Source organism: Lacticaseibacillus camelliae DSM 22697 = JCM 13995, assembly GCF_001436615.1.
Taxonomy (GTDB): domain Bacteria; phylum Bacillota; class Bacilli; order Lactobacillales; family Lactobacillaceae; genus Lacticaseibacillus; species Lacticaseibacillus camelliae.
Genome location: NZ_AYZJ01000030.1, coordinates 1 through 13799, shown reverse-complemented (window position 1 = coordinate 13799; position 13799 = coordinate 1). Strand labels below are relative to the sequence as shown.

General features: G+C 56.2%; 12 protein-coding genes. All 12 read right to left on the bottom strand.

Annotation, left to right across the window (positions count from 1 at the left end):
• Nucleotides 1-23: 23 nt before the first annotated feature.
• Nucleotides 24-818 (bottom strand): DUF7402 domain-containing protein, encoded by a 795-nt coding sequence (locus tag FC75_RS06845; RefSeq protein WP_056989483.1) that lies wholly within the window; start codon nucleotides 816-818, stop codon nucleotides 24-26.
• A gap of 8 nt (nucleotides 819-826) precedes the next feature.
• On the bottom strand, nucleotides 827-1672 hold the full coding sequence (gene kduI, locus FC75_RS06840; RefSeq protein ID WP_054664032.1) for a 5-dehydro-4-deoxy-D-glucuronate isomerase: 846 nt from the start codon (nucleotides 1670-1672) through the stop codon (nucleotides 827-829).
• Nucleotides 1673-1774: 102 nt separating this feature from the next.
• Nucleotides 1775-2419 carry a bifunctional 4-hydroxy-2-oxoglutarate aldolase/2-dehydro-3-deoxy-phosphogluconate aldolase gene (locus FC75_RS06835; protein WP_056989482.1) on the bottom strand — a complete coding sequence of 215 codons (645 nt, stop codon included), beginning with the start codon at nucleotides 2417-2419 and terminating at the stop codon, nucleotides 1775-1777.
• 10 nt (nucleotides 2420-2429) lie between these two features.
• A complete protein-coding gene (locus FC75_RS06830) occupies nucleotides 2430-3395 on the bottom strand; it encodes a sugar kinase (RefSeq protein WP_056989481.1) in 966 nt (321 codons plus the stop codon).
• A 24-nt stretch (nucleotides 3396-3419) separates the two neighbouring features.
• On the bottom strand, nucleotides 3420-4244 hold the full coding sequence (gene kduD, locus FC75_RS06825; protein WP_054664026.1) for a 2-dehydro-3-deoxy-D-gluconate 5-dehydrogenase KduD: 825 nt from the start codon (nucleotides 4242-4244) through the stop codon (nucleotides 3420-3422).
• Nucleotides 4245-4419: 175 nt separating this feature from the next.
• Nucleotides 4420-5184, bottom strand: coding sequence for an IclR family transcriptional regulator (locus FC75_RS06820; protein WP_054664023.1), 765 nt, complete (start codon nucleotides 5182-5184; stop codon nucleotides 4420-4422).
• A 298-nt stretch (nucleotides 5185-5482) separates the two neighbouring features.
• Nucleotides 5483-6982, bottom strand: a complete 1500-nt coding sequence (gene xylB, locus FC75_RS06815; RefSeq protein ID WP_054664020.1) for a xylulokinase — start codon at nucleotides 6980-6982, stop codon at nucleotides 5483-5485.
• A gap of 12 nt (nucleotides 6983-6994) precedes the next feature.
• Nucleotides 6995-8338: a xylose isomerase gene (gene xylA / locus FC75_RS06810; protein ID WP_056989480.1), complete on the bottom strand. Its 1344-nt coding sequence runs from the start codon at nucleotides 8336-8338 to the stop codon at nucleotides 6995-6997.
• 125 nt (nucleotides 8339-8463) lie between these two features.
• On the bottom strand, nucleotides 8464-9627 hold the full coding sequence (locus FC75_RS06805) for an ROK family protein (RefSeq protein ID WP_056989479.1): 1164 nt from the start codon (nucleotides 9625-9627) through the stop codon (nucleotides 8464-8466).
• A gap of 220 nt (nucleotides 9628-9847) precedes the next feature.
• Complete coding sequence (locus tag FC75_RS06800; RefSeq protein ID WP_056989478.1) at nucleotides 9848-10849, bottom strand: aldose epimerase family protein; 1002 nt, start codon at nucleotides 10847-10849, stop codon at nucleotides 9848-9850.
• Nucleotides 10846-12630, bottom strand: coding sequence for a glycoside hydrolase family 2 protein (locus tag FC75_RS06795; protein WP_056989477.1), 1785 nt, complete (start codon nucleotides 12628-12630; stop codon nucleotides 10846-10848). The genes FC75_RS06800 and FC75_RS06795 overlap by 4 nt, the downstream gene beginning before the upstream one ends.
• Complete coding sequence (locus tag FC75_RS06790; protein WP_054664074.1) at nucleotides 12627-13655, bottom strand: Gfo/Idh/MocA family protein; 1029 nt, start codon at nucleotides 13653-13655, stop codon at nucleotides 12627-12629. The genes FC75_RS06795 and FC75_RS06790 overlap by 4 nt, the downstream gene beginning before the upstream one ends.
• Nucleotides 13656-13799 lie beyond the last annotated feature (144 nt).

The following is a 13799-nucleotide window of genomic DNA, read 5'->3' as shown; positions in this document are numbered from 1 at the left end:
CAACCACGCCGCACCGGTTCTCATCATTCCGCGTTCTTACCGATGACCGCCAGCTCCGTCAGCGCCGGGAAGAACTCGGTGCCCTGCGCCCGCTTCAACGCGGTGAGGCGAACCCAGGTGACCGTTTTGGCGGCAAACGTGTAAGGCTGCGGCCCGGCCGTTTTCGCCATTGTCAGTGGCAGCTGGCTGCCGTCGGAAAAGAGGGCGGTGCCGTCGGTCCAGTAGGTGTCGTGTGGGTAATCGGCGCGCAGCGTGAGGATCAGCGTGTCGATGGTGACCGGCCGACCGAAATCGACGGTCAGCTCGGCGTCTTCGCGCTGGTCGATGCCCCACGACTGGAACGGAAAATTGCCGTGCGACTCGTTGGCCACGTAGCCATCGATCGCATTGCGGGCGAAGAACACGTACTCGCCGCGCGTCTCGGCGTTGGCCGAGGCGTGCGGAAAGACGTCCTTGGCTTCGCGCAGGTCGTGGCTGTTCACCGCGAGGTTGCGCCGCGCAGCAATCTCATCTGGCGCAGCAAACCGCACACTCGCGTAGTGCTTGTGCCCGGCAAATGCGCCGTCCGGGTACGGCCACTCGCGCTGATCGTCGAACGGAATGGCATAGCGGAATGTCGGGGCCGTGACGTAAATCAGGGCCGGACTGAGCGCCGCGTCCAGCTGCACGACCAGGTACGCCGGGGCCTTATCGACTTCGACCTGGTAGTAGTCACCGCGCTTGTAGCCGTGTTGAAACACCAGGTAAGCGGAGTGGCCGGCCGGGGCCGCTTTTTCCAAGTGGTCGCCGTTGTACAGACCAAACTTCAGGGTTTGCATCGCGCCACCTACTTCAGCTGATCCATGGCGACTTCATCCATGTCGTCGTAAGTTTGGTTTTCACCGCACATTGCCCAGATGAAGGCGTAGTTCGTGGTGCCAACGCCGCAGTGGATGGACCAGCTCGGGTTAACGACTGCGGACTCGTTGGTCATGACCAGGTGCTTGGTCGCGTTCGGCTGACCCATGAAGTGGAACACGCGGGTGTCCGGGGTCGGGAATTCAATGTAAAGATAAGTCTCCATGCGGCGCGCGTGCGTGTGCGCCGGCATGGTGTTCCAAGACGACCCTGGCTCTAGGACGGTGTAGCCCATTTGCAGCTGGCAGGTGTCCATTTGGCTGGCATCGATGTACTTGTAAATCGTCCGCTTGTTCATGTGGTCCTGGTCGCCGATCGGCTTCTTCAGGGCGTTGGCAAACGGCAGCTTCTTGTCCGGGTAGGTCTTGTGGGCCGGCGTGGAGACTGTGTAGAACTTGGCCGGGTTTTGCGGGTCCTTCGACGCGAAGACCACGTGCTTGTGGCCCATGCCGACATAGTAGCCGTCGTGGGTGACCATTTGCTGCTCGTCACCGTCGATCGTGATAGTGCCTTCGCCGCCGATGTTGATCACGCCCAGTTCGCGGCGCTGCAGGAAGAACTCAACGCCCAGCTCCTTGCCGAGGACGATTTCCAGCGGTGCGGTCGTTGGCGTCACGCCGCCGAAGATCATGCGGTCGTTGTACGTATAAGTCAGGTTAATGTCACCAGGGGTGAACAGGTGCTCGACCTGGAACTGGTCACGCATCTCCTCAGTGGAGTAATGCTCGATGTCCTTGGGACTGTGCGCGTAGTTTGTTTTCATTGAAAAAGCCATGGTTGATCTCTCTCCTTAGAAAATGATTGATAGCGGCCCACTTTGGCGGGCCAGCCAAATTCTGCCAGCGTTCAGTTTGCACACTGCAACTGGCGAATGATACTAGCCGCGAATTGCCTTGAGCTTGGCGGCGTACTGCTTTGCGGTGGCCGTGACGCCGGCAAAATCACCGGTTTTGGCCGCAGCCGTCAGGTTGGAGCCAGCGCCGACAACCGTGACGCCGGCCTTGAACCAGTCCGCCATGTTGTCCAGCGACACGCCGCCGGTCGGCATGATTGAGGCGTTCGGGAACGGTGCCAGCACCGCCTTGACCATGCCTGGGCCGGCAACGGAACCAGGGAACAGTTTGACCAGGTCGACCCCGGCTTCCAGCGCGTGCTGGATCTCGGTTGGCGTCAGGCAGCCTGGGGTGTAAGGAATCGAGTACAGGTTGCAGACCTTGGCAACTTCCGGGTTGAAGCTAGGGCTGACGATGAACTCCGCGCCGTCGATGATGGCGATGCGCGCGGTGACCGCGTCCAGCACCGTGCCGGCACCAATGATCACGTTGTCATCGCCGGCGTACTTTTCCGTCAGCTCGGTGATGGCCTGATCGGCGTGCGGCACGGTGAAGGTCAGCTCAATGCCGGTCACGCCGCCCGCAATGACGGCGTCGGCCAGCTTCACGGCTTTCTCCGCGCTGTCCTCACGGATGACGGCAATCACGCCGGCGGCCTTAATGCGATTCAACAACTCCACTTTTTTCATTGAGATCCTCCTAATCGACGGCTCGCGTCGCCGTTTTGATAAACTGTTTCAAGCCCGCCTGATCCGGGTAGCCGTCGTTGTCGCTCGGCGACTGCACACCCAGCGCACCGATCGCGTTACCGCGCGCGGTGGCCTGCGCCCAGTCCAGGCCTTCCAGCCGCGCCGTCAACACGCCCAGGGCAAACCCGTCGCCGGCCCCGACCGTATCAACGACGCGCTCGGCGACAAAACCGGGCACGGTGCCGTGCGCCCCAACACGCGTGTGAAAGGATGCGCCGCGGCTGCCAAGCTTGATCACCACAGCCTTGGTGCGCGGGCTTTGGTCAAAGTAAAACTGCGCGATGGCTTCGGGTGTCTCTTCACCGGTCAGCGTGCGGCCTTCCTTGAGGCCGGGAAGCACCAGCGTGGCCTCTTGGGCCAGCCGGTTAAGCGTTTGGCGCATCCCGGCTTCATCCGGCCACAGCGCCGGGCGCAGGTTCGGGTCGAAACTGATCGGAACATTGGCCTGGTGCAGCCGGCCGATCAGCGCCTGCAGCGTCTCGCGACTGGTTGCGGACACGCCGGCGTAAATGCCGGTCAGGTGGGCAACGCGCGTGGCGGTGAGGTCCAGGTCCGGTAGCTGACTGGCGGTCAGATTGGCGGCCGCCGAGTCTTTACGCATGTAAAACGTCGCCGGATCGCCCACCGACGTTTTCTGTTTGAACATCACGCCGGTCCAGTGCGCAGGGTCGACAACAATGTGGTCGGTTTCAATGCCGCGCGCGGCCAGTGCTTGGGTGATGAACTCCCCGTTGGGCCCGTCGCCGACTGCCGTCAGGTAATCGACCGAGTGGCCCAGGCGCGTGGCCCCCACGGCCACATTGACCTCGGCGCCGGCCAGGTACTTGTGAAAATGCGTGGCTTGCGCCAGGCTTTGATCCTCGTCTTCAGCGGCAAACAACACCAGCGGCTCGCCAATCGTGACGATTTCTGCCATTTTGTCACCTCACTGACGGGAAGATTAACGAACCAGGTAGCCGCCGTCGACTGGGATAATTGCCCCGTTGATGTAGCTGGAAGCATCGCTGGCCAGGAACACCGCAATGCCCATCAGTTCGTAAGGCTCTGCCCAGTGGCCAGCTGGGATCCGGTCGAGGATCTCCTTGTTGCGATCCTTGTCGGCGCGAATCGGCGCGGTGTTTTCGGTCTTGATGTACCCTGGCGCAATGGCGTTAACCGTGATGTTGTACACACCCAGTTCGGACGCGAAAGCCTTGGTCAGACCGGCAACCCCGTGCTTAGACGCGGTGTAGGAAGGAATGAACTTGCCGCCTTGGAACGACAGCATCGAGCCGATGTTGATGATCTTGCCGTACTTCTGCTTGGCGAAGACCTTCGCGGCGGCCAGGCTCATGTGGTAAACGGCGCTCAGGTTGATGGCGATGACCTGGTCCCAGTCCTTGTCCTTGGATTCCAGCAGTGGGTTGCGGCGGATCATGCCGGCGTTGTTGACCAGAATGTCGATGTGGCCCATTTTTTCAACGGCCTCGGCAACGACCTTGTCCGCGACGCCGTCCTTGGTCAGGTCGACATCGGCGAACTCAACTTTACGGCCGCGCTTTTCGATCAGGCGTCGGGTGTTGTCCCATTCGGCCGTGCCGAACGTGGGAATGAAAATGTCGGCACCGGCTTCCGCCATGGCCACCGCGTAACCCTGGCCCAGGCCGGTGTTACCGCCAGTGATGACGGCCACCTTGCCTGTCAAATCGAACTTGCTCATCTTAAACTGGTCAAGTTCGGCCTCGTGCTTCTTGATTTCTTCTTCTGTCTGATGGATCTCTGCCATTAAACTCAGCTCCTATCGTTTTAGTGTGAAAATATCGTTTCTTTATAAGAAACTCTATTTCCAAAAACAATCAACACCGTCAATATACGGCATTGAACTGGATTTTGCAAGCGATTACGGCTGCCGCGGACAAAAAAATAGCGGGGCCGCGGCCTCGCTTGTCTCGCTTTCAGATTTATAGCGCCGCTTCAATGGCGTGCTGCGTGTTGAGCAGCAGGCGCACAAACTCCGTGCGCCGCTCCTTAGGCAGCCGATACTTCGGCGTCGAAATGGAAAAGGCCCCGTACAGCTGATGGTTCTTGTGAATCGTCGCCCCGAGGCAGAACACCTCGGACTCGTTTTCCTCGTTGTCGATGCTGACGCCGGTTTGCTGGATCTGCTTCAGATCGGCCTGCAGCTTGGTCTGACTCGTGATGGTGTACGGGGTGAGCGGCGTGAGCTTCGTGGTGTCGAAGTACTGCCGCAGCTGGCTTTGCGTGTATGTCGCCAGCACCGCCTTCCCCATCGCAGACGAGTACAAGTTCATCGTCCCGCCGATGATAGATTGCAGCTTGATCGAGGTCGGGCTTTCCAGCTTTTCGATCAGCACGATTTTCGAGTCGCGCAGCACGCCGAGGTTAATGGTCTCGCCGGTCTCGTCGCGCAGCTTCTGCAGAAACGGCCGCGCCGCCCCGGCGATGTCAAAGCTGGCCAGCGCCTTTTGGGCGTACGCGATCATCTGCGTGCCAATGTAGTAGCGCTTGGTTTGGTCGTCGCGCCGCACCATCCCCAACTGGTTCATGGTGGTGAGGATCTTCTGCGCGGTCGGCTTGGCCATGCCCAGTCCGGCACTGATCTGGGCCAGCGACGGCGCGTCTTGGGTTTTTAACAGGAATTCAAGGATCTCGTTGGCTTTAATCAAAACCGTTCCGTATGGTTTCCCAGTGCTTGGTTCGCTCATCTGGGTTGCCCCCTTCTGGTGTTTATTATTTGGAAACTACGAATATTTTATACACAATTGGAAAAATTAACAAGCCCAGCGAGCGCAAAAAATGGCGTTACCTCAGAGTGGTGAAGTAACGCCTTACAAAGGAGCTCATATCAGAGTTCGCCTTTCAACGTCTGACCTGTTTTCTCCTTCAATGACGACCAAAATGAAAACTGCTTCACTTTTGCAGTGAAGGTCATACTTCGGTGACGGATGGCTTCACCACCGCCTGGTCACAAAAACCGCCCAGGAACGCTGAGCGGTTTCGCCATCATGATTCTTCAGTCTGCAGCAACCCCGCCGTGATCGGCCAAGTGGCAGGATAGACGTCATGATAAAGTTTGTAATAACGAGTGTAGCGTTCGACCTGCTTTCGATCCGGCACGTAGGTTGCTTTTTCTTCAACGAACTGCTTGGCACAGGCCTCAAAGCTGGCAAACCAGCCGAGCCCGACCGCGGCGATCATTGCCGCCCCGATGCCAGGGCCTTGGTTGTTTTTCAGGCTGACGATCTTCAGGTTCAAAATGTCCGCCTGAATCTGCAACCACAGTGGGCTTTGCGACCCGCCACCAATCGTGATGGCCGACTTAAAGGTCCGCCCACTGTCTTGGTAAACCGCCAGCACATCGCGGAACGAGAACGTGATGCCTTCAATCACCGCCCGGACAAAATCCGCGCGGGTCTGGCGGCTGTCGATGCCGATAAAGCTCCCACGAATCTTGGCATCCGCGTACGGCGTGCGTTCGCCCACCAGGTACGGCGTGAAAAGTAGCCCGTTGGCGCCTGGCCTTGACGCCGCCGCGCTGGCCACCAAAGTCGCAAAATCCTCGTCTGGCGCAAAGGTCTTCTTGAACCAGTTCAGGCTGTGTCCGGCCGCCAGCGTCACGCCCATCGAGTAGTGCTGCCCTGGCACAACGTGGTCAAAATAATGCAGCTTGCCGTTGTACGTCGTTTTCGAGTCCGGTTCATAAGTGAGGACGACGCCAGAGGTGCCAATGCTGAGCAGCAACTGGTCGGGGTGCAGCACCCCGGCACCGACTGCGCCGCAGGCATTGTCCGCACCGCCGCCAAAGACTTTGACGGTCTTCGGCAAGCCGACTGCCGCGGCGAACTCTGGATCAAGCGTGCCAACACAGTCAGTGGCCTCAATCAGCGGTGGGCAGAGGCTCGCGGGAATGTTGAAGGTCGCAAGGATGGCCGGCGACCAGCGCCGTTTATCCTCATCCAGCATCACAGTCCCAGCGGCATCCGAGTAATCGATTCCGGCCACGCCAGTCATGCGATACCGCACGTAATCCTTGGGCAGAAGGAACATTTTGGCCGCGGCAAAATTCTCGGGTTCGTGCTTTTGCACCCACAGGAGCTTAGGCAACGTGAAGCCTTCAAGCGCACGGTTGCGCGTGATCTCAATGAACCGCTTGCCCATCGTCTGGTTGATCTGATTGACCTCGGCCGTCGTGCGCGTGTCGTTCCACAAAATGGCTGGGCGCAGTGGCCGCATGGCAGCCGAAAGCAGGACCAAGCCGTGCATCTGGCCGGAAAAGCTCAGTCCAGCCACTTGGCTAAGATCAGCTTCGGGCTTTTTCCCCAAGGCAATGATGGCTGCTTTCACGCTGCGGATCCAGTCTTCCGGATCTTGCTCGCTGTAGCCGGGCTTGGGCTGCTGCAGCGGATAGGCCGTGCTGCCAGTCGCCAGGGTCGCGCCGGTTTCATCCACCAGCAGGACCTTGACCGCGCTCGTCCCCAAATCAACTCCAATTACGGCTGCCATAGTGTCCCTCCGTTACTTCAGCGTCTCAATGATGTAGTGGTTCAACGTGTCTTCCAGCTCTTCCCAACGACCGGACTTGGTGGCTGCACGCAACTCACTTTGCGGCTTATCGATCACGTACTTGTTCAAAGAGTTGAAGTCTTCCTTACCCGCTTCGATCGAGGCACCAATGCCGGAATCGTAGCTGCTGTAACGATCTGCAATAAAGTCCTCGAAGACTTTGTCCTGCTTCAACTTCAGCGCCACCTTCAGACCAGCGGCATAAGTGTCCATGCCCACAATGTGAGAGTAGAACATGTCTTCTGGGGTGAAGGAAGAACGCCGCGGCTTGGCATCGAAGTTCAGGCCGCCTTTGTTCAGACCGCCGTTTTCAACGACTTCGTACATTGCCATCGTGGATTCGTACAGGTTGGTCGGGAACTGATCCAGATCCCAGCCAATCAGCTTGTCGCCCTGGTTGGCGTCCAAAGAGCCGAGCAGCCCAGCGGAGCGCGCCACCCGAATTTCGTGCTGGTAAGTGTGGCCGGCCAAGTTGGCGTGGTTGCCTTCCAGGTTCAGCTTGTAAGTGCCGTCCAGGCCATATTCCTTCATGAACGCGATGGTGGTCGCCGCATCAAAATCGTACTGGTGCATCATCGGTTCCTTCGGCTTTGGCTCGAGCAGCAGCTGGCCGGTGAAGCCGATGGACTTCGCGTAGTCAGCGGCCATGTGGAAGAACTCGCCCAAGTGATCCTGCTCGCGCTTCATGTCTGTGTTCAGCAGGGATTCGTAACCTTCGCGGCCGCCCCAGAACACGTAGTTCGCCGAGCCCACCTTCTTGGCGGTGTCCAGGCCTTCCTTGACCTGGGCCGCAGCAAACGCAAAGATGTCCGCAAACGGACTGGATGCCGCGCCGGCAACAAACCGCGGGTTGGTGAACATGTTCGCGGTGTTCCAAAGCACCTTCATGTGCGAAGTCTTCTGGTAGTCCACGAACATGTCGGTGATCTCTTCAATGTTTTTGTTGGTCTCACGCAGCGTGTCGCCTTCTGGGGCGATGTCACGGTCGTGGAAGCAGAAGAAGTCGACGCCCAGTTTGTCATAGAATTCAAAGGCCGCATCAACGCGCGCCTTCGCCAGATCCATGCCAGTCAAGCCGTCCCAAGGGCGAATCGCGGTGCCGTCGCCGAAGATGTCGTCGAGCTTTTGACCGAAGGTGTGCCAGTATGCAACGGAGAAGCGCAACCAGTCGCGCATCTTCTTGCCGCCGACGACCTCATCCGGGTTATAGTACTGAAACCCCATCTTGGACCTCAGTGACGTTGGGCCAATGTAACTGATTTTAGAAACATCAGGAAAATACTCCTGTTTTGCCATCGTAAAGCCTCCATTTGGTATGTTTAGATAACTTACTAACTACGGGACAAAACTAACACATCGCAAACGCAGAGTCAATCAATTTTGGCAGCGATTTCACGCGTTCCCGAGTCCCGTCTGCGCGCTCACGCGTTTTTGAAATGCAGCTGCCGACGGCCCATCCCGAGAACTTGGTGCACAATGAGCGCGGTCCCGCCCAGTGTGACGGCGTGGTCGACGTCCTGGCAAAGCGTCAGTCTGACCTGGCTGCCAAACCGCTGGACCTCACTGGCAACTACGGCCAGCAGCCTTGGGATCTGCGCCATCAGCGTCGAGTTAATCACCACGATTTTGGGATCATAAGTGGCGACCAAATTGTGAACGACCATCGCCAAGTATGTCGCAAATTGGCTCAGCACCTGCTGGACCTTCACATCGTCGGCCTGATAGCGCAGCGCGACTGCCTTTTCCGTCAGCGCAGGGTCACCGAGGGCCTCCCGCAACTGGGCCATCACCGCGTCTTCGGAGCACAACGTCTCAATTTTGATTGGTTCACCGGCCGCATCCGGCTCAACAAAGGTCCGGCCAACCTCACCGGCACCGCCTTGCGCGCCGCGAAACAGCTGGCCGTTGATGACCACGCCGGCGCCGATGCCCTTGTGAATGCTCAGCGCAACCAGATCCTGCTGGGCAGTCGCGAGCTGCGTGAAGTCACGGGCGTAAAGCGCCGCCAAATTGGCTTCGTTTTCCAGGACCACCGGCACGTGCAACGCCTGCTGAAAATAAGCGGCAATGTCGACATCAGTCGTCGCCAAAAATGGGGAATCCAAGATCCGATTCTGATAGACAATCCCGTGGATTCCGATGGCCACCCCCATCAGGCCATGGCGCGTCTGCGTGACCGGCTGCCTCTGGTAGGCCTGAATTTTGGCCAGCATCAGGGCCAGCCGTTCGGTGAGCGCCGCCCCTTCTCCCCAGAAGTTGCCGCTTTGCAGGACCTGCCCGTCGAGGGTGCTGACGCTCATATCGGTGGCGTGAAACCCCAGGTCAAAACTGATCACGTAGCCAAAGTGCGGATCGAACCGGTACAGGGTCGGTTTACGGCCACCCGCCTGTGAGCCGGCCCCGGCACCCAGCTCCTCAAGGTACCCCTCGTCGATCAGCTGGCTAAAAATGTCCGACACCGTCACCTTATTCAGCTGCAGATCCTTTGCCACCTGGCTGCGCGAGGTTGGCCCACTGTTCATCACGTCCTGCAGCACGTTTTTTTCGTTGTTTTCGCGCACGTCGCGCTTGCTAATTTCCGCCATTGTAGATGCCCCACTTGTGATTTACTTTAGGATGCACGCATCAGGGCAGGATTGCAACCGGCCTGACACTTTCCACAGCATGCTAAGACGCAGCCAGCAAAAAAACGAACCAGCCAGCTCGATTGCTAACTAGTTCGCATCGTTTCAAAATAACACCCACTCCGGTAAGCGGCCGAACATATAACCCGTGCACAGGGTGCAGTGTGTGGGAAAGACCATCTTAGAACGTGAATGCCCACTTAGTCTTCAAATTAAACGGGCGACCCGGCATCAGTGTAACCCCCGACCAATCGAGCCCTGCAGCAGGTGCAACCTGAGTCTCGAGCGTCAGACCGGCATGCGGCTTGAAGTGACCAAGAATTCCTTGACCATCACCGCGGAAGTGGTTACCAGTAAACATCACCAGCGCACTGGCGGTTGTTGTCATCGCCATCGCTCTTCCAGAGGCGCCGACCAATCTGACGGCGTGGTCATTTTTCAGTAGGAATGGGTGATCAAAGCCCGCACCATCAAGCACTTTTTGCAACACGTCACCCAAACGCTGACCATTTCTAAAGTCGAACGGCGAATCTGCCACACTGGTCCACCCAAGCGGCATGTGGGCCTTCAAGGGCCCATAGTAATCGCTGGCCATCGTAAGCGTGGTATCCTCAATCGTTGTATTGGGACCATCAAGGGCAAAATACACGTGGTTGCTGGGATTAAATAACGTCATCTGATCAGTGACTGCGTTGATTGAATACGTCACCGCATTGTCATCAGCTAACGTGTAACTGACTGTCACCAGTACATTCCCTGGAAACTGATTGTGCCCATCAGGATCCAAGTACGTGAAAGTCACGGTATCCTGCGACTTTTCACTGCGATAGGTGCCTGTCCAAACTTGACGATCCAGACCATCTAAGCCGCCATGGATATGGTTAGGGCCTTCGCCAGCCGGCAAATCGAGCAGTCGCTTCCCGCTGTGCCAGACATGACCGGGCAGACGACCGATAATCCGGCCCACTGTACTGCCCAGTAAATTACGTTCAGCCGCATAGTCTTCAGGTTTCTTCAGGGAAAGAATGACATCAACGAGATGATCACCGCTAGGGACCTCAACCTTTTCAAGGGTAGCGCCAAAATTCATCAGAGTCACACGCATCCCATTGTGATTCGTAAGCACATACTCGTACAGGAACTCGCCGTCTCGTTCACCATACTTCCGCAATGTCAGTGTCATTTTGCCACCTCCGCCACAGCATCTGGATGATAGCCATCGAGAATTTGCTTAACTTTATCAACAGGCACCTTGGGGCTGCGGTCGTACTGCAGCAGACCGTTCTGTTCCTGTTCCACGTCAGTCAATTGAGTGTAGCAGAAGCCCCACAATGCTCGCGAGCCATAAACTGCGGCGAAAATTCGCTGCAAGTCAGCGAGATATTCCGCCGGCGTCGCCGCTGTCGTGTATCCCCAGCCTTCACGTTGTTCAGGCTCATAACTAACCCCGCCGAATTCGGTCAACATGATCGGCTGGCCTGACCAGCTGAACCCATCCGCAAACATCTGCTTACCTCCGGGCGAGCTGACCAAGATGTGCTGCGTGTCACTGAGACGCTCACTAAAAGCTGCTTGCTGCTGGGTTTCTGAATCGGAACCATGTCCGTAATCATGAAAGGCACAGATATCGGTTTCGACCTGACTCCAACCATCATCACCACTAATCAAACGTGTCTCATCTAGGCTATGAATATAATGATACAGAGCCTGAGCAAAGTGTTGCTGTTGCCGGTCAAACTGCAGCTTCGGGACACCCCAGCTTTCGTTTAATGGCGTCCAGGTCACGATACTTGGGTGGTTGTAATCGCGGTCAATAATTTCATCCCATTCATGGGTCAAACGCCGAACCGCATGCGCATTGTAGATTGGCGCGGCAGCGCATTCACCCCAGACTAGGTAGCCTAGGTGATCCGCCCAGTACAGAAAGCGTGGGTCCTCGACCTTTTGGTGTTTGCGGCAACCGTTAAAGCCCATTTTCTTAGACAGCTCGATGTCGTCTTTGTAGGCTTGATCTGTCGGCGCGGTCAAAAGGCCCTCCGGCCAATACCCTTGATCCAGCACCAGCTTCTGATAGTAGGGATGATCATTCAGGTAAATCATGCCATTTGCGGCACTCACTTTGCGCATGCCAAAATAACTTCCGACAGTGTCATCACCCACAGTTAGTTGAATATCAAACAGATTGGGGTTCTCTGGTGACCATGTCCAACCGGCACCATGATAACTGGTCCGAAAGATTTGTTCTTGAAAAAGGTCAACTGACCACTCAGTCAGAGATGTGGTGGCGGTCTTTACGCCCGATGCCACAAGCTGATCTTTAAAGCTGATCTGATAGCTAATTTGCGTGTTCTCCGGCACCTGATTAAGCGCCAACTGAATATCGATTGCGCCTCGATCAAAATCTGGTGTGAATTTCAAATTTTGAATATAAGTCGCTGGCACAGTTTCAATCCAAACCGTCTGCCAAATCCCAGTGGTGTTCGTGTACCATATGCCAGTAGATTGATTCTCCCAAATTTGTTTACCTCTAGGAATCGTTTCGTCACGATGAGGGTCATCAACTTGGACGACCAACAGATTTTCGCCATTTTCAACAAAATCAGTAATGTCTGCGCTAAATGGGGTCTCACCACCTATGTGTTGAACAACCATTTGACCATTAACAAAGACTGAAGCCTGATAATCCACAGCGCCAAAGTGAAGCAGCAGCTGCCCCGCCTCACTCTTAACGTTAAACCGGCGGCGATACCAAACGTGGTCATGCGGCGTCTGATCATCAACACCACTCAGCTTTGTCTGATAGGCAAAAGGCACGATAATCTTTTGATCAAAAGACCCTTCACCGCGATACCAAGCCTTCCTACGCCCACTCTGGTCATCGTCAAAAGCAAATTCCCATGTGCCATTTAAATTTTGCCAGTTTTTCCGCACCAGTTGTGGACGTGGATATTCATCTCTGCTCATTTTGCAACCTCACTAATTGCCGGCAGGGTAACCCATTTCCCGCTTTTATCCGATTCGTAGATACCTAACACCATACTCAACGACGCTAACCCGTCTGCGCCTGCCAGATGATCCAAAAGGGGGTCATCCACGTGCATGATTCGATTCACCACTGCTTCAATCATCCGCTGATGGCTGCCACCCCACGCCGCCTTCCCAATTGTGAGAGTAGGTGCGGCGTCTTGGATCACTCGATCGTTGATTCTCAGCGTGTTAGCATCGATTTGAACGGTCGTATCCGGAAACTCTAACTGCACGATTGGGGGTGGATCTTTGATAAAGCTATTAGAGGCGAAAAACACAATCGGAGTTCCCCCGGGCAGCACTGCGGTAGCCATCGCGTTATCCTCAACTTCAATCACGGATTCGAGGAGCGAAGTCATAATCTTGCCTTTAATTCTTGTCGGCATACCGGCCAACCAATAAATCTCATCAAGCGTGTGAATGGCCTGATTCATCAAAACCCCACCGCCCTCATACTGCCAAGTACCCTTCCAGTCAGTTGAAGTGTAGTACGCGGCATCTCGATGCCACGTCATCTGAGCTTTTACGCCAAGCAATGGGCCAAACTCTTTATTTTGCAGTGCTGCTTTTAGCTGCACGTTTACAGGATTGAAGCGATTCTGATAGACCACCGTATAGGTGCCTTTGCTCGTTCTGTAAGCCGCAACTACGGCTTTCGCATCGGCCAACGTTGTGGCCATTGGCTTTTCGCACAGGACGTCTTTGCCCGCCTGCAGAGCCTGAATACTCATCGACGCATGCAGATAGTGCGGTGTCGCAATTGTAACGACGCGCACCTCAGGATCTTTGATTAGCTCTGAAGCCTGTGAATAATAGCGACAATGGTTCGCTTTGGCATAGGCCTCACCTTTGAGTGGATCTATATCACAGCATGCTACCAACTGTGCGTCGGCCAAAGCGGCGAGCGCTGCCGCATGGACTGCCGCAATATGCCCACACCCAATAATTCCAAAATTGATCATGCTGACTTCTCCCTTACACCATAACAGGGCCGGTGCCCACGCCGCCCGCCCTGTTGACCTTCTTAATATGTATTGTCCGTATTTAAGACCCCCAGTTTACAATTCAAGTGCAACACCTTAGCGACTAGACCAAAAAGGCCATGA